The organism is Actinacidiphila glaucinigra, from assembly GCF_035918135.1.
GTDB classification, from domain to species: Bacteria; Actinomycetota; Actinomycetes; order Streptomycetales; family Streptomycetaceae; genus Actinacidiphila; species Actinacidiphila glaucinigra.
The window spans coordinates 1,397,419-1,420,178 of record NZ_CP109144.1 but is presented as its reverse complement, the minus strand read 5'-3'; the positions used below and the strand labels follow the sequence as shown (position 1 = coordinate 1,420,178).

25 protein-coding genes are annotated in these 22,760 nt (G+C 73.9%); 14 read left to right on the top strand and 11 right to left on the bottom strand.

The genetic code is table 11. The features are described from left to right. Positions 1 to 71 precede the first annotated feature (71 nt). On the top strand, positions 72 to 1,334 hold the full coding sequence (locus tag OIE69_RS06215) for an FAD-dependent oxidoreductase (protein ID WP_326570929.1): 1,263 nt from the start codon (positions 72 to 74) through the stop codon (positions 1,332 to 1,334). Positions 1,335 to 1,388: 54 nt separating this feature from the next. Here the strand turns inward: OIE69_RS06215 and OIE69_RS06210 are convergent, their stop codons facing one another. After that, positions 1,389 to 1,979 (bottom strand): TetR/AcrR family transcriptional regulator, encoded by a 591-nt coding sequence (locus OIE69_RS06210; RefSeq protein WP_326570928.1) that lies wholly within the window; start codon positions 1,977 to 1,979, stop codon positions 1,389 to 1,391. Between the two features lie 249 nt (positions 1,980 to 2,228). Between OIE69_RS06210 and OIE69_RS06205 the strand changes: the two genes are divergently transcribed. The 9 genes from OIE69_RS06205 to OIE69_RS06165 all read left to right on the top strand — a co-directional run bounded on the left by OIE69_RS06205 (position 2,229) and on the right by OIE69_RS06165 (position 11,380). Further along, positions 2,229 to 3,671 (top strand): MFS transporter, encoded by a 1,443-nt coding sequence (locus OIE69_RS06205; RefSeq protein WP_326570927.1) that lies wholly within the window; start codon positions 2,229 to 2,231, stop codon positions 3,669 to 3,671. 77 nt (positions 3,672 to 3,748) lie between these two features. Further along, the gene (locus OIE69_RS06200) at positions 3,749 to 4,804 is read left to right on the top strand and encodes an aldo/keto reductase (protein ID WP_326570926.1); all 1,056 of its coding nucleotides are present in this window, start codon (positions 3,749 to 3,751) and stop codon (positions 4,802 to 4,804) included. Between the two features lie 143 nt (positions 4,805 to 4,947). Continuing rightward, entirely contained in the window at positions 4,948 to 5,547 is a 600-nt protein-coding gene (locus OIE69_RS06195; protein WP_326570925.1) for a sulfite oxidase-like oxidoreductase, read from the top strand. Beyond that, positions 5,517 to 6,272, top strand: a complete 756-nt coding sequence (locus tag OIE69_RS06190) for a ferredoxin reductase (protein WP_326570924.1) — start codon at positions 5,517 to 5,519, stop codon at positions 6,270 to 6,272. Before OIE69_RS06195 ends, OIE69_RS06190 begins: the two co-directional genes overlap by 31 nt. A 37-nt stretch (positions 6,273 to 6,309) precedes the next feature. Next, complete coding sequence (locus tag OIE69_RS06185) at positions 6,310 to 6,645, top strand: hypothetical protein (RefSeq protein WP_326570923.1); 336 nt, start codon at positions 6,310 to 6,312, stop codon at positions 6,643 to 6,645. A 152-nt stretch (positions 6,646 to 6,797) separates the two neighbouring features. After that, the gene (locus OIE69_RS06180) at positions 6,798 to 7,115 is read left to right on the top strand and encodes a hypothetical protein (protein WP_326570922.1); all 318 of its coding nucleotides are present in this window, start codon (positions 6,798 to 6,800) and stop codon (positions 7,113 to 7,115) included. Between the two features lie 321 nt (positions 7,116 to 7,436). After that, positions 7,437 to 9,074: an ABC-F family ATP-binding cassette domain-containing protein gene (locus tag OIE69_RS06175; protein ID WP_326570921.1), complete on the top strand. Its 1,638-nt coding sequence runs from the start codon at positions 7,437 to 7,439 to the stop codon at positions 9,072 to 9,074. A gap of 85 nt (positions 9,075 to 9,159) precedes the next feature. Further along, on the top strand, positions 9,160 to 10,773 hold the full coding sequence (locus OIE69_RS06170) for an ABC-F family ATP-binding cassette domain-containing protein (RefSeq protein ID WP_326570920.1): 1,614 nt from the start codon (positions 9,160 to 9,162) through the stop codon (positions 10,771 to 10,773). A gap of 91 nt (positions 10,774 to 10,864) precedes the next feature. Next, on the top strand, positions 10,865 to 11,380 hold the full coding sequence (locus OIE69_RS06165; RefSeq protein ID WP_326570919.1) for a CGNR zinc finger domain-containing protein: 516 nt from the start codon (positions 10,865 to 10,867) through the stop codon (positions 11,378 to 11,380). A gap of 77 nt (positions 11,381 to 11,457) precedes the next feature. On the opposite strand, the gene msrA is transcribed toward OIE69_RS06165, so the two are convergent. Further along, positions 11,458 to 11,970 carry a peptide-methionine (S)-S-oxide reductase MsrA gene (gene msrA / locus OIE69_RS06160; RefSeq protein ID WP_326570918.1) on the bottom strand — a complete coding sequence of 171 codons (513 nt, stop codon included), beginning with the start codon at positions 11,968 to 11,970 and terminating at the stop codon, positions 11,458 to 11,460. A 1-nt stretch (position 11,971) separates the two neighbouring features. Next, positions 11,972 to 12,439: a peptide-methionine (R)-S-oxide reductase MsrB gene (msrB, locus tag OIE69_RS06155; RefSeq protein WP_326570917.1), complete on the bottom strand. Its 468-nt coding sequence runs from the start codon at positions 12,437 to 12,439 to the stop codon at positions 11,972 to 11,974. Positions 12,440 to 12,592: 153 nt separating this feature from the next. Between msrB and OIE69_RS06150 the strand changes: the two genes are divergently transcribed. Next, the gene (locus tag OIE69_RS06150; protein ID WP_326570916.1) at positions 12,593 to 13,270 is read left to right on the top strand and encodes an RNA polymerase sigma factor; all 678 of its coding nucleotides are present in this window, start codon (positions 12,593 to 12,595) and stop codon (positions 13,268 to 13,270) included. After that, on the top strand, positions 13,267 to 13,482 hold the full coding sequence (locus OIE69_RS06145) for a hypothetical protein (RefSeq protein WP_326570915.1): 216 nt from the start codon (positions 13,267 to 13,269) through the stop codon (positions 13,480 to 13,482). The genes OIE69_RS06150 and OIE69_RS06145 overlap by 4 nt, the downstream gene beginning before the upstream one ends. A gap of 6 nt (positions 13,483 to 13,488) precedes the next feature. On the opposite strand, the gene OIE69_RS06140 is transcribed toward OIE69_RS06145, so the two are convergent. Both OIE69_RS06140 and OIE69_RS06135 read right to left on the bottom strand, forming a co-directional pair. Next, a complete protein-coding gene (locus OIE69_RS06140) occupies positions 13,489 to 14,418 on the bottom strand; it encodes a pyridoxamine 5'-phosphate oxidase family protein (protein ID WP_326570914.1) in 930 nt (309 codons plus the stop codon). 47 nt (positions 14,419 to 14,465) lie between these two features. Beyond that, positions 14,466 to 15,338 carry an alpha/beta fold hydrolase gene (locus OIE69_RS06135; protein ID WP_326570913.1) on the bottom strand — a complete coding sequence of 291 codons (873 nt, stop codon included), beginning with the start codon at positions 15,336 to 15,338 and terminating at the stop codon, positions 14,466 to 14,468. A gap of 217 nt (positions 15,339 to 15,555) precedes the next feature. Here OIE69_RS06135 and OIE69_RS06130 point away from each other — a divergent pair, with 217 nt between their 5' ends. Further along, positions 15,556 to 16,152: a GNAT family N-acetyltransferase gene (locus OIE69_RS06130; RefSeq protein ID WP_326570912.1), complete on the top strand. Its 597-nt coding sequence runs from the start codon at positions 15,556 to 15,558 to the stop codon at positions 16,150 to 16,152. Positions 16,153 to 16,265: 113 nt separating this feature from the next. On the opposite strand, the gene OIE69_RS06125 is transcribed toward OIE69_RS06130, so the two are convergent. Next, positions 16,266 to 16,901, bottom strand: coding sequence for an LAETG motif-containing sortase-dependent surface protein (locus OIE69_RS06125; RefSeq protein WP_392567467.1), 636 nt, complete (start codon positions 16,899 to 16,901; stop codon positions 16,266 to 16,268). A gap of 167 nt (positions 16,902 to 17,068) precedes the next feature. Between OIE69_RS06125 and OIE69_RS06120 the strand changes: the two genes are divergently transcribed. Next, positions 17,069 to 18,223, top strand: a complete 1,155-nt coding sequence (locus OIE69_RS06120) for a HEAT repeat domain-containing protein (protein WP_326570911.1) — start codon at positions 17,069 to 17,071, stop codon at positions 18,221 to 18,223. Between the two features lie 23 nt (positions 18,224 to 18,246). On the opposite strand, the gene OIE69_RS06115 is transcribed toward OIE69_RS06120, so the two are convergent. From OIE69_RS06115 to OIE69_RS06095, 5 genes are all read right to left on the bottom strand, one after another. Beyond that, positions 18,247 to 18,567 carry a hypothetical protein gene (locus tag OIE69_RS06115; protein ID WP_326570910.1) on the bottom strand — a complete coding sequence of 107 codons (321 nt, stop codon included), beginning with the start codon at positions 18,565 to 18,567 and terminating at the stop codon, positions 18,247 to 18,249. Between the two features lie 58 nt (positions 18,568 to 18,625). Next, positions 18,626 to 19,435, bottom strand: a complete 810-nt coding sequence (locus tag OIE69_RS06110) for an ABC transporter ATP-binding protein (protein ID WP_326570909.1) — start codon at positions 19,433 to 19,435, stop codon at positions 18,626 to 18,628. Next, complete coding sequence (locus OIE69_RS06105; protein WP_326570908.1) at positions 19,432 to 20,580, bottom strand: FecCD family ABC transporter permease; 1,149 nt, start codon at positions 20,578 to 20,580, stop codon at positions 19,432 to 19,434. The genes OIE69_RS06110 and OIE69_RS06105 overlap by 4 nt, the downstream gene beginning before the upstream one ends. Then, positions 20,577 to 21,581 (bottom strand): FecCD family ABC transporter permease, encoded by a 1,005-nt coding sequence (locus tag OIE69_RS06100; protein WP_326570907.1) that lies wholly within the window; start codon positions 21,579 to 21,581, stop codon positions 20,577 to 20,579. Before OIE69_RS06100 ends, OIE69_RS06105 begins: the two co-directional genes overlap by 4 nt. 111 nt (positions 21,582 to 21,692) lie before the next feature. Then, positions 21,693 to 22,748, bottom strand: coding sequence for an ABC transporter substrate-binding protein (locus OIE69_RS06095; RefSeq protein WP_326570906.1), 1,056 nt, complete (start codon positions 22,746 to 22,748; stop codon positions 21,693 to 21,695). Positions 22,749 to 22,760 lie beyond the last annotated feature (12 nt).

Sequence of the window (22,760 nt, the reverse complement as noted above, 5' to 3'; positions counted from 1 at the left end):
CCGGGCACCCGCGTAGCGTACGGAAGGCCGGCCCGTATCGGGGTGTACACGGAGGAAAGGGCACCGGATCCATGCAGCAGGAACGCGGTGACCGCTGTGACGTGATCGTGGTCGGGGCGGGCGCCGCCGGGCTGGCGTGCGCGGCGGACCTCGCCGTGGCGGGCCTGGCGGTGCGGGTGCTGGAGGCCTCGGACGCCGTCGGCGGGCGGATGCGCACCGACCGGCACCGCGGCTTCCTGCTCGACCGCGGCTTCCAGGTCTTCAACACCTCCTACCCCCAGGTGAAGCGGCGCCTGGAGCTGGAGCCGCTGCGGCTGCGGCCCTTCACCCCCGGTGTGCTGGTGCACACCTCCCGCGGGCGGCTGCGCTTCGCCGACCCGACCCGCCCGCCGTACGCGACCGCCGACCTGCTGCCCGGACGGCTCGCGTCGGGGCGCGACCTGGCTGCGCTGGGGGTCCTGAGCGCCCGCGACATGGTGCTGCCCGCGGGAAGGCTGCGCGCCGGCGCCGACACCACGACGCTCACCGCGCTGGCCGCCGCGGGCATCTCGCCCGAGCTGGTGGAGACCCTGTTCCGGCCGTTCCTGTCCGGGGTCTTCCTGGAGGACGAACTGGAGACCTCCAGCCGCTTCTTCCACTTCGTCTGGCGCGGCATGCTGCGCGGCACCCTCGCCCTGCCCGCCGAGGGGATCGGCGCCGTGCCCGGGCAACTCGCCGGGCGACTGCCCGAGGGCACGGTGCGCACCGAGGCCCCGGTGCGCGAGCTGACCGGCGACGGGGTGCTGCTGGAGGACGGCACGGACGTCACCGCGCCCGTCGTGGTGGTGGCGACCGGGCCGGGGGCGGCCGTACGGCTGCTGCCCGGCCTCACGGCCCCGCCGACGCGGACCGTGACGACGTACTACCACGCCGCCGACCGGTCGCCGCTCGCCGAACCGACGCTGATGGTGGACGAACGCCGCCGCTTCCTCAACACCGTCGTCCTCACCGAAGTGCAGCCCGGGCTGTCCCCGGACGGCCGCGCCCTGATGGCGACCTCCGTGCTCGGCACCCCGGGGCCCGCCGACGAGCCGGCCCTGACCGCGGCGCTGTCGGACGTGTACGGCACGGACGCCTCCGCCTGGGAGCCGCTGCACCGCTGCACCGTGCGCGAGGCGCTTCCCGCGATGCCGGCGCCGCACCCGATGACCCGCACCACCCGCTTCGCGCCGGGGCGTCATGTGTGCGGCGACCACCGGGCGACCGGGTCGCTCCAGGGCGCGCTGGCCTCGGGCGCGCGGGCCGCCCGCGAGGTGCTGGCGGACCGCCGCCGGGCGGCGACGCGGCTGCGCTGAGGCGCCGGGGCGGCGGGGAGACGGCGGCGGCGGGGACCGGGGGCGGCGGGGCGCTCAGTCGATCGCGGCGTCGACGAGGGCGATGGCGACGGCGCGGGCGTGGGCGCCCGGCCCGGTGGCGTTCAGCGCGGTGCTGCGCGCGACGGCACCGTCGTAGAGCAGGGCGAGCTGTTCGCCGAGCGCCTCGGGGTCGCGGGCCCCCGCCACTCGTGCCAGGGCCGTCAGCCTGCGGGCGAACTCCCTCTTGTAGGCGGCCACCATCAGGTGGACCGGATGGTCGGGGTCGGGGACCTCGACGGCGGCGTTCAGGAAGGGGCAGCCGCGCAGCGGTCCGTCCGTCCGCCCCGGCGGCCAGTCGAAGATCGCCAGGAGCTGCTCGCGCGCGTCCGGGCAGGGCTCCCCGGGGACCACCTCGGCGGGGAGCAGGCCGTCCTCGAGTTCGCGCAGGTAGGCCTGGACGAGGTCGTCCTTGCTCGCGAAATGCGTGTACAGGGTGCGCTTCGACACGTGGGCGACGGTGGTCAGCTGGTCCATCCCGGTCGCGTTGACCCCCTGGGCGGTGAACAGCTCCGTCGCCGCCTTCAGGATCCGCTCCCGGGCGCCTCGGCCACTGCGCCGGCGTACGGGGGAGGGTGTGTCGCTCATGCCTCAAGGATACCGATCGTTTTACTTCGCCGGAATCGGCTGTTACGGTGGAGCGCGTAAGGAAACCGATCGGTTTACTTAAGGGGTTGGCGGGCCCTTCCGCCGCCCCCTCCCGCGGACGCGGGCGGTGTGCCCGTGCACGCCTCCGCTTTCCGCCGCAACGCCGCGGCGACCCTCCGGTCCCACCGTCGGCCGGGCCGACCGGCCCGCGTACGGCACGACCGCGCCCCTTCCCCCGGAGACAGATCGATGACCCGTACCCCCTCGCGCCCCCTCGGCGGCACCGCCGCTGTGCGGGCGCCGGCCCCAGGCCGCCGGGCGGCAGAACGCCGCACCCCGCACCCGGGGCTCGTGCTCGCCGTCCTGGCGACCTCGGTGTTCCTCTCCGCCCTCGACGCCTTCGTCGTCAACGTCGCCCTGACCCCCATCGGGCACGGCGTGGGAGAGACCTCGCTGTCCCGGCTCAGCTGGATCCTCAACGGATACGCGATCGTGTACGCCGCGCTGCTCGTCCCGGCCGGACGGCTGAGCGACCGCTACGGGCGCAAGGCCGGATTCCTGCTCGGGCTGGGCGTGTTCACCCTCGCCAGCCTCGGCGCCGCCCTCAGCGGCGACCTGTGGGTCCTGGTCGCGTTCCGCTTCCTGCAGGCGGCGGGCGCCGCCGTCCTCACCCCGGCCAGCCTCGGCCTCGTGCTGACCACGGCGCCACCCGCGAAGGTCACCCGTTCCGTGCAGATCTGGGCGGCCGGCGGCTCGCTCGCCGCGGCGGCCGGGCCCGTCGTCGGCGGTCTGCTCGTGCAGTTGGCCTGGCAGTGGATCTTCCTGCTCAACCTGCCGATCGGCGCCGCCGCGTTCGTCCTGGCGGTACGGATGCTGCCGGGCGGCCGGCCGGACACCGACGCCCGACTGCCCGACCTCGTCGGCGGGGCGCTGCTGGTGGTGGCGATCGGCGCGCTCGCGCTGGGCCTGGTCGAGGGCCCGGAATGGGGGTGGGCGACCGCACCCACCGCCGGCGCCTTCGCCGTCGCGGCGCTCGCGGCCTGCCTCCTGCGCTCGGCCCGCCACCCCGTCCCCGTCGTCGACCTGAACCTGCTGCGCGACCGCGTGTTCGCCTCGGCGAACCTCGCCGCCCTGCTGTTCTACGCCGCCTTCGGACTCCAGTTGCTCGCTCTGACCCTGTGGCTGCAGCAGGTGTGGCACTGGTCGGCCATCGAGACCGGGCTCGGCGTCGCACCCGGCCCGGCCATGGTGTTCGCCGCCTCCGCCCTCGGGCGGCGGATCGGGCGGCGCGTGCCGGTGGGCACGGTCGCGGCGCTCGGCTCGGCGCTGGTCGGCCTCGGCACCGTGTGGACCGCCCTCCACGCCGGAGGGCGCCTCGACTACGCCGTCGACATCCTGCCCGGCTGGCTGGTCGCCGGGGTCGGCGTCGGACTGGCCCTGCCCACGATGATCTCGTCGGCCACCGCGGGCCTGCCCAGGGAACGGGCGGCCACCGGCAGCGCCGTCGTCACCATGTCCGGTCAGGTCGGCACCGTGCTCGGTGTCAGCGGCCTGGTCGTCGTCCTGGCCGCAGCCGGTCCGCGGGACCCGGCGCACGCCTACTCCCTCGCCTGGTGGATCTCGGCCGGTGTCGTGGCGCTGAGCGCGCTCGCCGCACTGGGGATCAGCCCCCGCGCCGACCGACGGCGGTGACGCACCGCCGGCACCCCCCGAACCCCGTCCCACCCCACCACCCCACGACAGCACCACCCCCCTCAAGGAGAGACCTGATGCGTTACACGACCTTCGGACACCGGACCGGACTTCGCGTCTCCGAGTACGCCCTCGGCACCGGCAACTTCGGCACCCGCTGGGGCGCCGGCGCCGACCCGGACGAGTCCCGCCGGATGTTCGACAGGTTCGCCGAGGCCGGCGGCACCTTCGTCGACACCGCCGACAACTACCAGTTCGGCGAGGCGGAGGAACTGCTCGGCAGCTTCCTCGCCGCGGACCGCGACCACTTCGTGGTGGCCGGCAAGTACAGCGTCGGCGCCTCCCCGCGCCCGGACGTCTCCCGGAGCGGCAACGGCCGGAAGAACATGGTCCTGTCGCTGGAGGCCAGCCTGAAGCGCCTCGGGACCGACCACCTGGACCTGTTCTGGGTGCACTTCCCGGACGACCTGACGCCCGTCGAGGAGATCCTGCGGGGCCTGGACGACCTGGTGAGCTCCGGCAAGATCCTGCACGCCGCCCTGTCGAACTTCCCGGCCTGGCGCGTCTCCCGCGCCGTCACCCTCGCCGACCTGAGGAACTGGGCCCCCGTCGTCGGCATCCAGGTCGAGTACAGCCTCGTGGAACGGACCGCCGACCGCGAACTGCTGCCGATGGCCGAGAGCCTCGGGCTGGGCGCCGCCCTGTGGTCGCCGCTCGGCGGCGGCCTGCTCACGGGCAAGTACCGCGGCGGCGACGAGGGCCGGCTCAGCGACCTGAAGACGCTGATCCACACCGAGTCGTCCGCCCAGAAGACCGCGGTCGTCGACACCGTCCTGGCCGTCGCCAACGAGACCGAGGCGACGCCGGCGCAGGTGTCCGTGGCCTGGCTCCGCGAGCGTGCCGCCCGCGCCGCCACCTCCTTCGTGCCGATCATCGGCCCGCGCAACAGCGCCCAGCTCGATGACTACCTCGGCGCGCTCGACGTACGGCTCACCCCGGAGCAGTACACGCGCCTGAGCGAGGTCAGCGCCGTACCTCTCGGCGTCCCCCACGAGGCCACCGCCGGCGTGCTGGAGCGGCTCCGCGGCGGCGACGCCTCCCTGGTGGTGGAGCCGCCCAGGCCGGTCGCCTGACCCCCTGCGGCGGCGCGGCGCCGGTCACGACGACCGGGGCCGCGCCCCGCGGGCTCCGGTGGACCGGATCCCCCGGGTCCGCGATGCTGGGGTTCCGCACCACGGGCGAGCCGGGGCGGCGAGGAGAGGAAGGACGGCGCGGTATGCCCATCATCTCGCGCGGATTCCACGGCCGGCGCCCCACGTCGGGCAACAACCTCCCGCCGGGACAGTACGAGACCTTCGACTTCCCCGTCATGTCCGCCGGCCCCACACCGCGGATCGCCCACGAGGACTGGGAGTTCACCATCACCACCGAGGACGGCACCCGTCACCGGTGGGACTGGACGGAACTCATGGCGCTGCCCGCCGAGACCCCGACCGTCGACCTGCACTGCGTGACCAAGTGGTCGAAGTTCGGCACCCACTGGCGGGGCGTCTCCCTCGACACGCTGCTCGCCGACGTCGAGACCGCCGCCGAGTACGCCCTCGTTCACTCCTACGGCGGCTACACCACCAACCTGCCCCTGGAGGACCTCCTCGACGGGCAGGCGTGGATCGCCCACGAGTACGACGGCGACGAGCTCGCCCCCGAGCACGGCGGCCCCGCCCGGCTGCTGGTCCCGCACCTGTACCTGTGGAAGTCGGCGAAGTGGGTCCGCGGCATCCGACTGCTCACGGAGGACGAGCCGGGCTTCTGGGAGAGCGTCGGCTACCACGACTACGGAGACCCATGGCGCGAACAGCGGTACCAAGGCGACTAGGCGACCGCCTGCGCTGGCAGGCCGCCGAACTGGTGGAGCGGCGCGCCGAGTCCGTGGCGGCGTGGACCCTGGTGTTCGACGTGCCCGGCTGGCCCGGTCACCTGCCCGGCCAGCACGTCGACGTCCGGCTCACCGCGGAGGACGGCTACAGCACCCAGCGCAGCTACTCCCTGGCGTCCGCGGCCGACGGCGGCCGGGTCGAACTGACCGTCCAGCGCGTGGAGGACGGCGAGGTCTCGCCCTACCTGACCGACGACCTCGCCGTCGGGGACGCCGTCGAGATCCGCGGCCCCGTCGGCGGCTGGTTCGTCTGGCGCCCCGAGCAGACCGAACCGGTCCTGCTGGTCGGGGGCGGTTCGGGGCTCGTCCCGCTCATGGCGATGGTCCGCGGCCGCACCGCGGCGGACAGCCGCGCCCCGTTCCGGCTGCTGTACTCCGTGCGCGCCCCCGAGGACCGGTTCTACGCGGCCGAACTGGACCGGGGCGCCCCCGGCCTCGACACGACGTACGTCTACACCCGTTCCGCACCGGACGGGTGGACCCGCCCGGTGGGCCGGCTCCAGGCCCGTGACCTGGCCGAATGGGGCTGGCCCGCGGACTTCGAGCCCACCTGCTACGTGTGCGGCCCCACCGGCTTCGTCGAGACGGCCGCGGGACTGCTGGTGGCCCTGGGCCACTCCCCGGACCGGATCCGCACCGAGCGCTTCGGTCCCAGCGGGGGATGACCCCGCGCCACCTCACCGGAAGGAGACCACCCCGACCATGACCGAGCGCTACGCCGCCCGCCTGATCGAGGTGCCCGACGAGGGCATCCGCCTCCACCCGACGGAGGGCACGGCGCCGCCCGAGCCGCCGACCGAGGTCAACCTGCTCGGCATGGCCGTCGCCCTGGCCCTCGGCGCGGCCGGCTACGAGCACCACCCCGCCCTGCGCGACCCCCGGCTGCAGACCCTGGAGGCGCTGCTCGCCGGCGAGGCCGTGATGCCCTGGCGCCCGCCCGCCGCGCAGGCCGGGACCGCCGCGTACGTGGAATGCGAACGGTCCGGCTCCGGCGTCTTCACCTGCGCGGTCCGGCACCGGCCGGCCGAAGGGGACTGAGCGCCGCCCGCGCACGGGGGTGGTACCACCGTTCCCAGGTTCACCGGGGCCCGGCCGACCCGCGATGGAGGGCGCCGCGCCCGCTGTTCCAAGGGATCGGAGGGTGGTGGTCCGGGACACGGCCGCCACGGAGACCGCGAACGAGGAGAGCAGTGACGATGCTTGCCACCGTCGCCCCCGAGGACCGATGGTTCGTGGGATTGCGGTTCAGTACGGCCCGGGGTGCCGTGCGCAGCCACTACTACGTGGTCGGCGAGGCCGACGACGCCGAGGACGCGGTGCGGACCGCCATGCACCGCGCCGCCGACGCCCATGAGTGCGCGGCGCGGGAAAACGCCGTGATCGACGGGGTCGAGGTGCGCCGTCTGCGCTGGAACCCGCTGGGCTGGGCCTACCTCACCGCGTCCGACAGGGACGCCGGGGCATCCTTGTGCCTCGGGCACGGCACCGGGACGGCGTGGAGCGCCTGATCGCCCTGATCGTCCCGGACGACCGCGGGCGCGCGGCGCCCGCGGACCTCCGCCCCGCCGGGCGGGACCGGCCCACCAGGTGCTCTCCCGGAGCGCCCGGCGGGACGGCTGGTAGGGTGACGCGCATCTCCGAATCGGGAACCAAGGGAGTGCGAACGTGGCGGGTGACGACGACATCTCCGGGTGATACCGGGTGTCCTCGGCCATGGGCGGGCGCGCACGACGCGCCGATGCCGTGGCCGTCTCGTCATGCCTTCCCACACTTCCTTTCCCGCGCGGCGGCCCCATGGCCGCGCGCGGCGACCTCCCGAGGGCCCACCCATGTCCGACGCGTACGTCATCTGCTCCCACCTGTCCTTTTCCTGGCCTGACGACACCCCCGTCTTCGAGGACCTGTCCTTCACCGTCGGCGGCGGCCGCACCGGTCTCGTCGCGCCGAACGGCGCCGGCAAGAGCACCCTCCTCAAGCTGATCGCGGGGGAGTACCGGCCCCGCGGCGGCACCGTCACCGTCGACGGGACGCTCGGCTATCTGCCGCAGAGCCTGCCGCTCGCCGGAGATCTCACCGTGGCCGAGGTCATGGGCGTCGCCGACGTCATCCGCGCGATCGACGCCATCGAGTCGGGGGACACCGCGGAGGAGCACTTCACCACCATCGGCGACGACTGGGACATCGAGGAACGCACCCGCGTCGAGCTGGACCGGCTCGGACTCGGCGACGTCTCGCTCGCCCGGCCGCTGCACACGCTGAACGGCGGCCGGATCGTCTCGCTCGGCCTGGCGGCGCAACTCCTCCGGCGCCCCGACGTCCTGCTGCTCGACGAACCCACCAACAACCTGGACATCGACGCGCGCCGCGCGCTGTACGCGGTCCTGGACGAGTGGCGCGGCTCCCTGCTGCTCGTCAGCCACGACCGCGAACTGCTCGACCGGGTGGACCGGGTGGCCGAACTCGACCACGGCGCCCTCCGCTTCCACGGCGGCAACTACACCCTGTACGAGGAGGCCGTGCGGGCCGCCCAGGAGACCGCCGAGCGGAACGTCCGCAGCGCCGAGCAGGAACTCAAGCGTGAGAAGCGCGAGTTGCAGCAGGCCCGGGAACGCGCCGCCCGCCGGGCCGGCAACGCCGCGCGCACCCTCGACAGCGCGGGACTGCCCAAGATCTTCGCAGGGACGCTGAAGCGCCGCGCCCAGGAGTCGGCGGGACGGTCGAACGAGACCCACTCGGCCCGGGTCGGCGAGGCCAAGGCACGTCTGGACGAGGCGGGCCGGGCCCTGCGTGACGACCAGCGCATCGTGGTCGAACTGCCCGGCACCCGCGTCCCCGCAGGCCGCACGCTGTTCGTCGGTGAGGGGATGCGGATCCGCTACGACGAGCGGGACGTCTTCGCGGGCGACGGCGCCGCCCTGACGATCCGCGGACCGGAGCGGATCGCCCTGACCGGGCCCAACGGCGCCGGCAAGTCCACCCTGCTGCGCCTGCTCCACGGGGACCTCGAACCCGGGGACGGCGGCCGGGTCAGGCGTGCCGACGGCCGGGTCGCGTATCTGTCGCAGCGCCTCGACCTGCTGGACGCCGACCGCACGGTGGCCGAGAACCTCGCGCGGTTCGCCCCGGCGACGCCCGAGGCCGAGCGGATGAACCTGCTGGCCCGCTTCCTGTTCCGGGGCGCGCGCGCCCACCTCCCGGTCCGGGTGCTCTCCGGAGGCGAACGGCTGCGCGCCACCCTGGCCTGCGTCCTGTGCGCCGAGCCCGCCCCGCACCTGCTGCTCCTGGACGAGCCGACCAACAACCTGGACCTGGTCAGCGTCGGGCAGCTGGAGAGCGCACTGGCGGCCTACGAGGGCGCCTTCGTCGTGGTCAGCCACGACGAGCGGTTCCTGGAGCGGATCGGCGTCGGCCGCCGGCTGCACCTGTCCGAGGGGCGGCTGACGGAGACCGGCGCCTCCCCGGCGTAGCCCGCGGCCCGTCCCCTCAGCCCTCCCGCCCCGGCCGCCGTCACGGCGGCCGGGGCCGCCCCGACCCCTTCTTGTGGTGATCCCCGTGACCCAGCCCGCCCTGTCCGCCCATGACCTCGTCCGCACCTTCGGCACCCGACGCGTGCTCGACGGCTTCTCCCTCACCGCCGCCCCCGGGCACCGCATCGGTCTCGTCGGCGAGAACGGCGCCGGCAAGTCGACCCTCCTCGAACTGCTCGCCGGAGTGGCCGAGCCCGACGCCGGAACCGTGGTCCGTCCTCCCGACCTGGGCTTCCTGCGCCAGGAACTGCCCTTCCCCGGCAGCGCGACGGTCGGCGACGTCCTCGACGACGCCCTGCGCGAGGCGCGCCGTCTCCTGGCCGAGCTCGACCGCCTCGCCGCCGCCCTCGCCGGGACCCCGCAGGACGCGCCCGCCCAGGCCGGGCTGCTCGACGCGTACGCGGGAGCGCTCGATGCCGCACAGGCCCAGGAGGCCTGGGACGCCGACCGCCGCGCCGACATCGTGCTGGCCGGCCTCGGCCTCGGGGACGTCCCGCGCGACCGCGTGCTGTCGCGGTTGTCGGGCGGCCGGCGCGGCCGGCTGGCGCTCGCCGCGCTCCTGGTGCGACGGCCCACCGCTCTGCTGCTCGACGAGCCGACCAACCACCTGGACGACGCCGCCGCCGCTTTCCTGGAGGAGCAACTGCGCGGCCTGCCGGGGGCCGTGGTGGTCGCGAGCCACGACCGGGCCTTCCTCGACGCCGTCTGCACCGATGTGATCGACCTCGACCCCGCGGCCGACGGCCCGACCCGCCACGGCGGCAACTACAGCGCCTACCTGAAGGAGAAGCACGCCGAACGGGCCCGCTGGCAGCGGCGCTTCGACGCCGAGCAGGAGGAACTCGCCGACCTGCGCCGGTCGGCGGACGTCACCGCCCACCGAGTGGCCCACGACCGGCCCAAGCGCGACAACGAGAAGATGGGGTACGGCCACTCCGGCGGGCGTGTGCAGCAGCAGATCTCCCGGCGCGTGCGCAGCGCCGCCCGCAGGCTCGGGGAACTGGAGCGTGAACAGGTCGCCCGGCCGCCGGAGCCGCTGCGGTTGCGCGCCGCCGCACTCGCCGCCCGGTCCGCCGAGGGTGTCCTGCTGGCGCTGCGCGACGTCCACGTGCCCGGAAGGCTCACCCTGGACCGCCTCGACGTGCCGGCGGCCGACCGGCTGCTGGTCACCGGGGTGAACGGGGCGGGGAAGTCGACCCTCCTGGCCGTGCTCGCCGGGCACCTGGCGGCGGGCAGCGTACGCCGCAGGGAGGGTTTGACTGTCGGCCTGCTTTCCCAGGACACGGTCTTCGAGCGGCCGCACCGCACCGCGCGGGAGACCTATGCCGCGTCGCTCGGCGCGGAGCGCGCGGAGGCGGTCCCGCTGGCCGACCTCGGGCTGCTCGGCGATCCGGAGCTGGACCGGCCGGTCGGGCGGCTGTCCGTCGGGCAGCGGCGCCGGCTGGCCCTGGCCCTGCTGGTGGCCGACCCGCCCGAGCTGCTGCTGCTCGACGAGCCCACCAACCACCTCTCGCCGCGGCTCGCGGACGAACTGGAGGAGGCGCTCGGCCCGGGACCGGGCGCGATCGTCGTCGCCAGCCACGACCGGCGGCTGCGCTCCCGGTGGAGCGGCCGTGAGCTGCGGCTGGAGGCGTCGTGAGCCCGCCGGGGCGCCCGCGGCGGGTGCGCGCTGGGAGGTGTAACCTTCAAACGACCGATGAAGGGTTATCCGAGATGGGAGGGCGCGGAGCATGACGGCCGACCCGGCGGACGACGACTACCTGCTGGAACTGCTCAACACGACCCCGGTCGCCGACGGGACCCAGGTGGACGAACTGGCCGACCCGGACGCCGGCCGCCGCTGGGTGCGCGCCCATGGCGGCACAGGAACGGCGCAGGAGCTGCGCCACCTCCTGGCGGCGCGTGACGCGCTGCAGCGCGTGACGCGCGGAGACGGGGCGCCCGCCGAGCTCCAGAAGCTGCTCACCGGGGTCGCCCGGGTACCGCGGGTGACCGCGCACGGCATCGACTGGGTGCTGGAGGCCCCCGCCGAGCGCATGCCGGCCGTCCGGGCCGTCACGGTCTGGGGCGCGCTGCAAGAGGGCAGGCCCGGACGCCTGCGGCCCTGCGCCAACGACGAGTGCCGGCTGTTCCTGCTCGACCGCAGCAAGGCCAACACCGCCCGCTGGTGCTCCATGGCGGCCTGCGGCAACCGCATGAAGGCCCGGCGCCACCACCGGCGCGCCCGCGCGACGGCCGCCGACTGACGTACGACGGCGGCCCGGGGCCGCCGAGGGCCGCCACGCCGCCCGAGCCCGTCACCAGGGCGGCGCGACGGGGTCCGTCAGCCCTTCGTGCGGGCGGGCAGCCGCCAGTTCGGCCGCGGGAAGTGGCAGGTGTACCCCTCGGGGTAGCGCTCCAGGTAGTCCTGGTGCTCCGGCTCGGCCTCCCAGAAGGGCCCGACGGGCTCGACCTCGGTGACGACCTTGCCGGGCCACAGGTCCGAGGCGTCGACGTCGGCGATGGTGTCCTCCGCGACGCGCTTCTGCTCGTCGTCCACGTAGTAGATCGCCGAGCGGTAGCTGACGCCGATGTCGTTGCCCTGGCGGTTGCGCGTCGACGGGTCGTGGATCTGGAAGAAGAACTCCAGCAGCGCCCGGTAGTCCGTCTTCTCGGGGTCGAAGAGGATCTCGATCGCCTCGGCGTGGGTGCCGTGGTTGCGGTACGTGGCGTTGGGTACGTCGCCGCCCGTGTAGCCGACGCGTGTCCCCACGACGCCGGGCTGCTTGCGGATCAGATCCTGCATGCCCCAGAAGCAGCCGCCCGCGAGCACGGCCCTCTGTGTCTGTCCTGCCATGTCAATCCTCCGAATCGGTCCTGTCACCATTGTCGAACAACCCGAGGTAGGCCCCGTAACCTTCCCGCTCCAGGTCATCGGCGTGGATGAAGCGCAGCGAGGCGGAATTGATGCAGTACCGCAGGCCGCCGGTCTGCCGGGGGCCGTCGGGGAAGACATGCCCCAGGTGGCTGTCGCCCACCGCCGAGCGCACCTCGGTGGCCAGCAGCCCGTAGCCCGGGTCCGGGCGCTCCACGACGGTGGTCCGGTCCAGCGGCCGGGTGAAGCTCGGCCAGCCGCTGTGGCTGTCGTACTTGTCGACCGAGGCGAACAGCGGCTCTCCCGAGACCACGTCCACGTAGATCCCTGGCTCCTTGTTGTCCAGGTAGGCGCCCGTGAAAGGGCGCTCGGTGCCGTTCTCCTGTGTCACGCGGTACTGCTCCGGTGACAGTCGCGAGACGGCCTCCGGATTCCTGCGGTAGCCGGTCACGGTCCCTCCTTGCTCGCGGCTCTCTCTTTTCCGTACGCCCATTGGTGGCGGGGAACGACCGGGTCTTACCTCCCGGGAGCGGCCGGTTCTCGCGGGGGCGCGACGGGCGCCGCCGTGGAGGTGGGGGCGGGCGGCCGCGTCTAGGATCGCTGCATGGGTTCCGCAGAGAACGACGGCCGGGCGGGCGGCGGGGGCCGGGGCGGCAGGTCCATGGACGCGGAGTCCGCGCAGTGGGTGCGGGCGCTGTCGGCGGAAGGCGAGGCGTACGAGGAGGCGACCGGCCGGCTGCACGCGCTGCTGCTGCGCATCGCGTACGCGGAGCTGAACCGGCGTGGGTCGCGGCACGGCATCAGCGGGCCGGAGCTGGACGACCTCGCCCACCAGGCCGCGGCCGACGCCCTGCTGTCGATCACCCGGAAGATCGGCGATTTCCGCGGCGACAGCCGCTTCACGACCTGGGCCTACAAGTTCGTCATGCACGAGGTGTCGAGCAAGCTCGGCCGTCACTTCTGGCGGACGACCGGTGTGCAGCTCGACCCCGAGGCGTGGGAGCGGCTCCCCGACCGGCTCGGCGCCGATCCCGTGCGGCAGAGCGAGGCCCGGGAGCTCGTCGCCGCGCTGCGCGAGGCCGTGGAGGAGGAGCTCACCGAGCGCCAGCGCCGGGTGTTCACCGCGCTCGCCGTGAACGGCGTGGACGCCGACACACTCGCGGCGGAGCTCGGGACCAACCGCAACGCGCTCTACAAGACGATGTTCGACGCGCGGCGTAAGCTCCGTGCCCGGCTCGCAGCCAATGGACATCTGCCCCTGACGACAGCGAGGCGCTCATGAACGAATGGCAGGGCCTTGACGACCTCCTGCGCAGCGATCCCCTGGACCCCGGCTGCGACGCGGCGCTCGACCTGATGGACGTCTACCTGGAGCTGTTCCTGGCGGACGCGGCAGCGGAGCGGCGCTACCCCGGTGTCGCGGCGCACCTGCGCGGCTGCCCGGCCTGCGAGGAGGACTTCCGCGGGCTGCTGGCGGCGGTGACCGGCGGCTGACCGCGGTCAGGCGGTGAGCGGCGGGTTGAGCCGGTAGGGGAGGACGGCGTCCGCCCGCACCGGGACCCGCCCGGTGGCCGCGTGCCGCGGGGTGAAGCGGACCCGGCGGCCCGTGCTGCCGTCGTCGCCCGGGGCCCCGGGTGCGGTCCAGTCGACGGCCGCGGTGCCGGACAGCTGCAGCGTCGTCCCCGTGGCGAAGTCGACGAAGAGCAGAGCCGCGGCGGGGTCGCTCGCCAGGTTGCCGAGGCTGTTGAACATGTTGTTGCCGGGATAGTCCGGCCACCACAGGCCGCCGTCGTCCGTCACCCGGACGAATCCCGGCGGGCCGCCCCGGTGGGAGACGTCCGCGCCGCGTTCGGGGTGGGCGGTGCCGAGGAAGAAGGTGTCGGCCCGGCCCACCATGGCCGCCTGCGCCGCGTCGAGCCGGTCGGCGGGCCGCGCTCCGGCCGCGGGGGTGTCCTCGCCGCCCGGGCCGCCTGCCGGTGCGGGGCCGAGCAGGCGCTGCTGGATGTACTGGGGGCAGTTCCCGTAGGCCTGGTCGACGGCGAGCTCAAAGCCGGTGTCGTCGGCCGCGGCGAGGGTGCCGTTGAGGCGCAGCCGGCGACGGCTGGCGAGGTCGATCACGATCAGGGCCGCGGCCCCGCCGGAGGGGAGCCCGGCGAGCGGGTCGCCCGCCCGCGGACGGGTCTCGACCCGTACGGCGTCACGCCGGGTGGAGAGGAAGCCGGGGGTGCCCGTGAGCGGGGAGACCCACAGGCGCCCGTCCTCGTCGCGTGCGCCGAGTACGGCCAGGTCGCGGTCGGCGAGGAAGCGGGACACCCCGCCGCCGAGGTGCGGCGGGTCGAGCATGCCCCGCAGGCGGGCGGCCTCCTGCGCGACGCCGGCACGTCGCTGGACGGCGAGTTCTCCCTCGTGGAAGCCGGTGTGGCGGGTCATGGCCCTCGCAATCTTCGTACGGCGGTGGGTGTGCGGGATGCGGGAGCTCAGCGCGGCAGTCCCGCCCGGTCGAGGAAGCCCAGGATCAGCTCCGCGACGGGCTCGACGTGGGTCTCCAGGAGGAAGTGCCCCCCGTCGAGGAGGTGCACCTCCGACCGCTGCGCGTCCTTGGCGAAGGCCCGGGCGCCGTCGGGCCCGAAGATCGGGTCGTGCTCGCCCCAGACCGCCAGCACGGGAACGGCGTGGGTGCGCAGGTACTCGTGCAGGCTCGGGTAGAGCGGGATGTTCGTGGCGTAGTCGCGGAAGAGCGTGAGCTGCACGAGGTCGTTGCCGGGCCGGGAGACCAGCTGGAAGTCGTGGTGCCAGGTGTCGGGGGAGACGCTGGTCTCGTCCGGCACTCCAGTGACGTACTGCCACTTGATGCCCTCGAGGCTCAGCGCCACGCGGACGCCCGCCTCGGTCTCGGGGGTCTGCTCGCGCTGGTAGGCCCGGACGTCGTCCCAGAACTCCTCGACGAGTCCCGCCTCGTAGCCGTTGCCGTTCTGGGTGACGATCGCTGTGACGGCGCCGGGGTCGCCCAGGGCGAGGCGCCAGCCGATCGGCGCCCCGTAGTCCTGGACGTAGAGCGCGTACCGCGTGACGCCCAGACCGTCGAGCAGGCCCTTGGTGAGGCCGGCGAGGGCGTCGAAGGAGTACGCGAACTCGTCGGCGGCGGGGGCGTCGGAGAAGCCGAAGCCGAGATGGTCGGGCGCGATGACGCGGTAGCGGCCGGCGAGCCTCGGGATCAGCTCGCGGAACATGAACGAGCTGGTCGGGAAGCCGTGGAGGAGCACGATGACGGGGGCGTCGGCGGGGCCCGCCTCCCGGTAGAAGAGCCGGTGCCCCTGGACCTCGGCGTAGCGGTGGTGCACGGTGGCCATGTCTAACCCCTTCGATTCACTTCGATGGTTACATGCAAACAGGGTCGGGGTAACCTGTCAAGTGAGTGATGGGGGTTAGTGGGGGATGGGTGTGGTGCCCGTCCGGCTGGGGCGGGAAGCGAGGGCGCTCCCCTGGTGTTGTGCATGGTCACAGGGGACCTCGGGTGCCCGCCGGACGTACGGCCGGCGGAGCCCGCGACAGGGACGGAAGACGCACATGACTGGTACGGCCACGGCACAGCGCGCGAAGGGCAACGAGGAAACCCGGATCGTCACCCCCCGGCTCGTCCTGAGGCCGTGGCGTACCGACGACGCCGAAGCGGCGCTGGCCGTCTACGGTACGGACGACGTGACGCGCTGGCTGGCCCCGGCGATGACTCGGCAGCCCGACGTCGCGTCCATGCGGGAGCTGCTGCGCTCCTGGCAGGAGGGCGGCGCCGCCCTGGAACCGCCGGCCGGACGCTGGGCGGTCGAACTGCGCGAGAGCGGCGAACTCGTCGGCGGAGCCGCCGTCCTGCCGCTCCCGCCGTACGGCGTCGACCTCGAGATCGGCTGGCAGCTCGCCCACCCGTTCTGGGGCCGGGGCCTGGCCGCCGAGGCCGGACGCGCGCTGGCGGGGTACGCCTTCGCGTCGGGCGTGGACGAACTCTTCGCCGTGGTCCGCCCGCGGAACGACCGCGGCGCCGCCACCGCCCGCAGCGTCGGCATGGAATGGGTCGGGGAGACCGAGAAGTACTACGACCTGCGGCTGCAGGTGTACCGGCTGCGCAAGGGGGAGTTCGAGGCCTCCACCGCGCGGGGGCCCGCGGCCTGACGCGGAACTCGCGCGGCGGGGCGCAAAAAGCCGGGTGCCGGACCGTACGGAGCACGGTCCGGCACCCTTGTGTCATGCACGGCGAGTCACCGCGCCGCCGTCAGCGACCTGGGTCAGTGACGTGCTGCGGCGCGACGCTTGCGGTTCGCGAAGAGCAGACCGCCGCCGGCGAGCAGCGCGACGGCCGCACCACCCGCGAGCAGCGGGGTGGAGCTGGAGGCACCGGTCTCGGCGAGGTCGCCGGCCGGGGACTCGTCGGTGGAGGGGGTCGAGGGCGCGGCGGAGGGGGCCGTGCTGGCCTCCTCGCTGGGCGTCTCGCTGGGCTTCGGAGACTCGGTGGTCTTCGTCTCCGTCGGGGTGGGCGTGGGGGTGGGCGTGGTCTCGCCCGAGTCCTCGCACGCCGGGGCGTTCTTGGTCTCGTCACGCGAGTAGTTCGCGCCGTCGGCGGCCTTGACGACGAGGCGCACCTGCACCTCGGTCGTGTGGGCCGGCAGCGGCAGCTCCGTGTGGAACTGGTCCTTGAAGGTCTCGGTGGGCAGCAGGTCCTTGCCGTCCACCGTGATCGTCACGGTGTTGTCGCCGCGGCCGTACTGCGTGAGGTCGACCTTGACCTTGGTGCAGGTCACGTCCCACACCGGAGTGTGGGCCGACGCCGGGGTGGCGCACAGGCCGAGACCGATGATGCCGGTCGCGGCGGTTGCTATCAGGGTGCCGGTGCGGGACCAGGCACGGCGGGGGGATGCGGTCACAAGTTCTCCAGGCTGTCGCTAAATCCGATGCCAATGGCAGGCGCAATCTACTCCCCGTCTTCACACCCCTCACTGCCGCCCCACAGCTAACGTGGAAACACGGGGGAAAGAGCCGGATTCGCCTGATGTGCGCGGCCGTTGTCAGACCTCTGCGCCAGACTGCCGCCATGTCCGCGAACCACGCCACCCCCGCACCGCCCGACCCCGCAGCCCTGTTGGCGGCGACCGACTGGGCCGCACTCGCCCACGCCTACGGGCCCGCCGACGGCACCCCGGACGATCTGCTCGGCCTCCTCCACGACGACCCGGAGGTGCAGGCGGAGTCGCTCGGCCGACTGGAGATGTCCGTCCTGCACCAGGGGTCGTTGTACTCCGCCACCGCGCCGGCCGCTCTGTTCGTCGCGGCCGTCCTGAACGACCCCCGCACCCTTGCGGTTCACGAGAACTTCTTCCCCTGGGACGACCGGGCCCGGCCGCTGCGCGCCGCGCTCCTGGAATGGCTGGGCGAACTCGCCGACTCCGCGGCGTACGAGGACGACGAGGAGGACCAGGAGGACGACGGCGAGGAGTGGGCCGAGGAGATCGCGGCGATCGAGGCGTGCCGTACCGTTCGTCCGCAACTGTTCGACGCGGTCGCGCCCTGGCTGGACGACGCGGACGCCACCGTCAGGGAGGCGGCCCTCGGCGCGGTGACGCATCTGCTCCGGGCACCCGAACTCGCCGACCGCATACCGGCCGCGGCCGAACGACTGGAGCGGATCGCCAGGGGCGACGGCGACCGCCGCGAACGGGCCGGCGCCCTCCTGTCGCTGGGCGCCTGGGGCCGTGACACCGGCGGCCTCCTGACGGACTCCGACCCGGCGGTGCGCGCCTGCGCCGCCCTGGGTACCACCGCCCCGGGCGCTGTGCATGCCCTGCTCGACGCGCTCGCCGACCCCGCGGCCGCCGACGCGTGGTTCGACGAGCCGCTGCCCCACTTCGACGGCTGGTTCCGCTTCACCCTGCTCCGCGGACTGCTCGACCGGGCCCGGCACTTCGACGAGGTCCTTCCGGCCGCCCTGTCACTGGTCCCGATGTGCAGCCAGCACACCGTCGACAGCGATTGGGGCCCGCTCCTCGCCTCCGCCTTCCCCGAGCCGTACGCGCCCGGCCGCCCCCTGACGGCCGCCCAGCACGCGTTCCTGCGGGCGCTGGCCGACCGTGACGCCTGCTGGGGCGACATCGCCAACCGCGTCTCCTGGCTGCGGTCCGCCGGACTGCCCACGAAGCGCGCACCGCTGCGCGCCCTCCTCGCCGAAGGGGCGGCGACGCCGGCGCCCTGACGCCCGCCTGACGGCGTGCCGCCTCAGCCCCCGTCGAGGGGCAGCGACGCCACGAACTCCGCCAGACCGGCGGCCCGCGGCGGCGCCGCCTCGCGGGGGAGGAAGCGACGGTAGTGGTCGGCGACCAGGCGGCGCAGAGTCGCCTCGTCCGGTGCGGCGCCGGTGAGTTCGAGGGTGACGCGATGGGGTTCGCCCGTCATGCGCAGGGGGCGGGCCCGCGCGTCGAATCCGCGGGTGTACTCGTCCGGCTCCTCCCAGTAGGCCTCCGCATGGGCCGCATTCGCGAGGACGTACATGTAGAGGTCGTCGTCGAAGAGGATCACGGGGCCGGTCGGTGAGGTCACCCGTGCAGTATGGCGGGGCCCGGCCGTGCTCCCGCCGTGCCGCGTGACGCCCGAGGCGTCAGTCGGCCGCGGCGGGCTGCCAGGGGACTCCGGGGACGACGAGGGGGCTGCCCGTGACCGGGTCGGGGACGATGACGGAGGTCAGGCCGAAGACCTCGTGGACCAGGTCCGCCGTGACGATGTCGCGGGGCGGGCCCTGGGCGACGATGCGGCCGGCCTTCATGGCGATGAGGTGGTCTGCGTAGCGGGCGGCCTGGTTGAGGTCGTGGAGCACGGCGACGACCGTGCGCCCGCGCCCGTGGTTGAGGCGGCGGACCAGGTCCAGCACCTCGACCTGGTGGGCGATGTCGAGGTAGGTGGTCGGCTCGTCCAGCAGGAGCAGATCGGTCTCCTGCGCCAGGGCCATGGCGATCCACACCCGTTGGCGCTGCCCGCCGGACAGCTCGTCGACCGGCCGGTCCGCGAGGTCGGCGGTGCCGGTGTGCTCCAGGGCCTCGGCGACGGCGCGTTCGTCGGCCTCCGACCACTGCTGCCACCACTTCTGGTGGGGCTGGCGCCCGCGCGCCACGAGGTCGGCGACGGTGATGCCGTCCGGCGGCGTGGGGCTCTGCGGCAGTACGCCGATCGTGCGGGCGATCTGCCGGCCGGGGATGCGGGCGAGTTCGGTGCCGTCCAGCAGGACCGTGCCGGAGCGCGGCTTGAGCAGCCGGCCCAGCGCGCGCAGCAGCGTGGACTTGCCGCAGGCGTTGGGGCCGACGATGACGGTGACGCGGCCGTCCGGGATCTCCAGGTCCAGACCGTCGACGACGGTGCGGTCCTCGTACGCCAGGGTCAGCGCCCGGGCGGTGAGTCGGCTGGTACGGCTCATGGGGTGGTGCCTCCGGAACGGCTGCGGGTGCGGGCGATCAGCCACATCAGGTACGGGGCGCCCACCGCTGCGGTGAGGACGCCGACGGGGAGTTCGACGGGGGAGAACAGGCGCCGGGCCAGCAGGTCGGCGACGACGACCACGAGCGCGCCGGTCAGCGCGGAGGACAGCAGCGGGATCTGCGCCGTGCGCGTCAGCCGCCGGGCGATCTGCGGGGCGAGGAGCGCGACGAAGTCGACCGGTCCGGTGGCACCCGTCGCCACGGACGCCAGGACGATGCCGAGCGCGGTCAGGCCGAGCCGCACGCGGTCCAGCCGGATGCCGAGGGCCACGGCGGTGTCGTCGTCGAAGGAGGCCCCGCGCTGGGCCCTGGCCGCCCACAGCGCCGCGGGGACCGCCAGCAGGAGCACCGTCGCCAGGGGGGCGGCCTGGTCGTAGCCGCGGCTGTTGAGCGAGCCCGTCAGCCAGACCTTGGCCTGCTGGGCGACGAGGAAGTCGCCCTTGGTGAGGAAGAGTTGGGTCAGCGAGCCCAGGGCGACCGAGACGCCGATCCCGACGAGGACGAAACGTGAGGCGTGGAGTCCGCGGCGCCAGGCGAACACGTAGACCAGCAGCGCCGCCGAGAGTCCGCCCGCGATCGACACGTAGGGGAGCGCGGTGTACGAGACGAGGCCGAAGCTCATCGCGGCGACGGTCGCGGCGCCCGCGCCGTGGGTGACGCCGATGACGTCGGGGCTGGCCAGGGGGTTGCGCGCGACGGTCTGGACCAGCGCCCCGGCGACTCCGAAGGCGAGCCCGGCGAGCAGGCCGACGACCAGCCGCGGCAGCCGCAGCGTGCCGACGACGAGCTGGTCGGGGCTGGGCCGGCCGAGGAGGACGTTGACGACCTCCACCGGGGAGACGAAGGACTCGCCGACGCAGAGGTAGACCACGACGGCCGCCGCCAGCAGCACGGCGAGCACGACGGCGACGAGCACGGCCCTGCGGTGGACGAGGAGGCTGCCGCGCCCGCGGCGCAGGACGGCGTGCCCCGCCGGGCGCACCCATCGGCCGGCGGCGGCCGGCGAGGCGTCCCGCGTCACGGTGTTCGTGGGGCTCGTGGGGCTCGTGGGGCTCGTGGGGTTCGTGGGGCTCGTGCGGCTCATGCGGCGACCACCGTCCGGCGTCGTACCAGCGCGATGAGGAAGGGCACGCCGAGCAGGGCGGTCATGACGGCCACCGGTACCTCCGAAGGCGGGAAGACGATACGGCCGAGCACGTCGGAGGCGAGGATCATCACCGGTCCCAGGAGGGCGGCCACCGGAAGCACCCAGCGGTGCGCCGCACCGACCAGGGCCCGGGCGATGTGCGGAACGGCCAGGCCCGTGAAGGCGATCGGGCCCACGGCCGCAACGGCGGCGCCGGTCAGCACGGTCGCCCCCACCGCGCCCAGGACGCGCAGCAGCGCCACGTTGTGGCCGAGGCCCTTGGCCGCGTCGTCGCCGAGCGCGAGCGCGTCCAGGCCCCGGGCCAGCACCGCGGCCAGGAGCAGTCCGGCGGCCACGAACGGCCAGATCTGGCCGATGACGTCGCTGCCGCGGCCGCTGATCGAGCCGACCTGCCAGAACCGGAACTCGTCCAGGGCGTGGGCGTCGGTGGTGACGATTCCGGAGACCACGGAGGCGAGGAAGGCGTTCATCGCGGCGCCCGCGAGCGCGAGTTTCACGGGGGAGGCCCCGCGGTAACCGCCCGCGGCCACAGCGTAGACGGCGACGGCGGCGATTGCCGCGCCCACGAAGGCGAACCAGACGTACCCGGTGAGGGTGTGCACGCCGAGGAACGCGATCGCGCACACCACACCGACGGACGCGCCCTGGCTGACGCCCAGGATGCCGGGTTCGGCGATGGGGTTGCGGGTGATGCCCTGCATCACGGTCCCGGCCACGGCGAGGGCGGCGCCGGCCAGTACGCCGATGACGGTGCGCGGTACGCGCAGCGCCCGCACCACCTGGGCGTCGTCACTGGTGCCGCCGTGCAGCAGGGCCTGGACCACCTCGCCGGGGGCGATCTGACGGCTGCCGACGGCCAGGCTCAGCAGGACGGCGATCAGCAGCATCACCGCGCACCCCACCAGCCAGGCGATACGGCGACGGGTCGGTCGCGCCATGCGCCGAGCTCACTCTCTCTTTCCGGGTCGGGTGTCGTACGGGCGCCGGGCGCCGGCGGGCACGACGGCCCGCCGGCGCCCGGCGCACGGCTCTGGAACAGCCTCGCCGGCTCAGGCCGTGAGGTGCTTCTCCAGGTCGTCGAGGACCGCTTCGGCCGCGGTGACCCCGAGCCCGAGGTACCAGGTCTCGTCCGGGACGTCGAAGGCGTGGCCGTCCTTGACCGCCTGCAGGTTCTTCCACAGCGGGTTGCCCTGGGCCTTGGACTTGTCGGTGGCCTTGGGGTCGCCGTAGACGCCGGTGAAGATGTGGTCGGCGTCGGCCTGGTCGATGTTCTCGGCGCTGATCTCGGCGGCCAGGTCCTCGATGTCCTGGTTCTTCGGCCGCGGGATGCCGACGTCCTTGAGGATGGTGCCGATGAACGAGTCGTTCGCGTAGAGGCGGATCTTGCCCTCGGGCATGTAACGCACCATCGACACGCTCGGCTTGTCGGCGCCCAGCTTCGTGCCGAGGTCCGCCGCCTTCTTCGCGTACGCGTCCAGGTTCGCCTTGGCCTGCGCGGTCTTGTCCAGCGCGGCGGCGTTGAGGAGGTAGTTCTCCTTCCACGTGAAGCCGGGGCGGATGGAGAAGACGGTCGGCGCGATCTGCGAGAGCTCGTCGTAGGAGTCGGCGGCGCGCAGCTGGCTGCCCAGGATCAGGTCCGGCTTGAGCGCGGCGATCGCCTCGAGGTTGAGGCTGTTGATGGTGCCGATGTTCGCGGGCTTGCCCGCCTTCCCGTCGAGGTAGGACGGGAGCTCCGGCGAGCCCTCGGTGGGCGCGAGGCCGACCGGCTTGATGCCGAGCGAGACGACGTTGTCGAGCTCGCCCACGTCCAGGACGACGACGCGCTCGGGCTGCGCCTTGAGGACGGTGCTGCCCATGGCGTGCGTGATGGTGCGCGGCCACTCGCCCGGCTTGGCGGTGGTGCCCATCGCGGCGGTCTTCTCCGCGGCGTCCCCGAAGTCCTCGCCGCCCTGCGCGACGGACTTGGAGTCCTTGGACCCGGCGGTCGCGGAGGCGGCTGCACTGCCCTCCTTCCCGTTGCTGCTGGACCCGCCGCAGGCCGCGAGGGACAGCGCGGCGGCGATGGCGACAGCGACGGCGGCTGATCCGCGGCGCCGAAGAGACATGTGGAGCTCCTG

Bases quoted from the DNA above. Each gene is read 5' to 3' on its own strand.
- OIE69_RS06215 (WP_326570929.1), top strand. From the start codon at position 72: ATGCAGCAGGAACGCGGTGACCGCTGTGACGTGATCGTGGTCGGGGCG.
- OIE69_RS06210 (WP_326570928.1), bottom strand. From the start codon at position 1,979: ATGAGCGACACACCCTCCCCCGTACGCCGGCGCAGTGGCCGAGGCGCC.
- OIE69_RS06205 (WP_326570927.1), top strand. From the start codon at position 2,229: ATGACCCGTACCCCCTCGCGCCCCCTCGGCGGCACCGCCGCTGTGCGG.
- OIE69_RS06200 (WP_326570926.1), top strand. From the start codon at position 3,749: ATGCGTTACACGACCTTCGGACACCGGACCGGACTTCGCGTCTCCGAG.
- OIE69_RS06195 (WP_326570925.1), top strand. From the start codon at position 4,948: ATGCCCATCATCTCGCGCGGATTCCACGGCCGGCGCCCCACGTCGGGC.
- OIE69_RS06190 (WP_326570924.1), top strand. From the start codon at position 5,517: ATGGCGCGAACAGCGGTACCAAGGCGACTAGGCGACCGCCTGCGCTGG.
- OIE69_RS06185 (WP_326570923.1), top strand. From the start codon at position 6,310: ATGACCGAGCGCTACGCCGCCCGCCTGATCGAGGTGCCCGACGAGGGC.
- OIE69_RS06175 (WP_326570921.1), top strand. From the start codon at position 7,437: ATGTCCGACGCGTACGTCATCTGCTCCCACCTGTCCTTTTCCTGGCCT.
- OIE69_RS06165 (WP_326570919.1), top strand. From the start codon at position 10,865: ATGACGGCCGACCCGGCGGACGACGACTACCTGCTGGAACTGCTCAAC.
- msrA (WP_326570918.1), bottom strand. From the start codon at position 11,970: ATGGCAGGACAGACACAGAGGGCCGTGCTCGCGGGCGGCTGCTTCTGG.
- OIE69_RS06150 (WP_326570916.1), top strand. From the start codon at position 12,593: ATGGGTTCCGCAGAGAACGACGGCCGGGCGGGCGGCGGGGGCCGGGGC.
- OIE69_RS06145 (WP_326570915.1), top strand. From the start codon at position 13,267: ATGAACGAATGGCAGGGCCTTGACGACCTCCTGCGCAGCGATCCCCTG.
- OIE69_RS06140 (WP_326570914.1), bottom strand. From the start codon at position 14,418: ATGACCCGCCACACCGGCTTCCACGAGGGAGAACTCGCCGTCCAGCGA.
- OIE69_RS06135 (WP_326570913.1), bottom strand. From the start codon at position 15,338: ATGGCCACCGTGCACCACCGCTACGCCGAGGTCCAGGGGCACCGGCTC.
- OIE69_RS06130 (WP_326570912.1), top strand. From the start codon at position 15,556: ATGACTGGTACGGCCACGGCACAGCGCGCGAAGGGCAACGAGGAAACC.
- OIE69_RS06120 (WP_326570911.1), top strand. From the start codon at position 17,069: ATGTCCGCGAACCACGCCACCCCCGCACCGCCCGACCCCGCAGCCCTG.
- OIE69_RS06110 (WP_326570909.1), bottom strand. From the start codon at position 19,435: ATGAGCCGTACCAGCCGACTCACCGCCCGGGCGCTGACCCTGGCGTAC.
- OIE69_RS06105 (WP_326570908.1), bottom strand. From the start codon at position 20,580: ATGAGCCGCACGAGCCCCACGAACCCCACGAGCCCCACGAGCCCCACG.
- OIE69_RS06100 (WP_326570907.1), bottom strand. From the start codon at position 21,581: ATGGCGCGACCGACCCGTCGCCGTATCGCCTGGCTGGTGGGGTGCGCG.
- OIE69_RS06095 (WP_326570906.1), bottom strand. From the start codon at position 22,748: ATGTCTCTTCGGCGCCGCGGATCAGCCGCCGTCGCTGTCGCCATCGCC.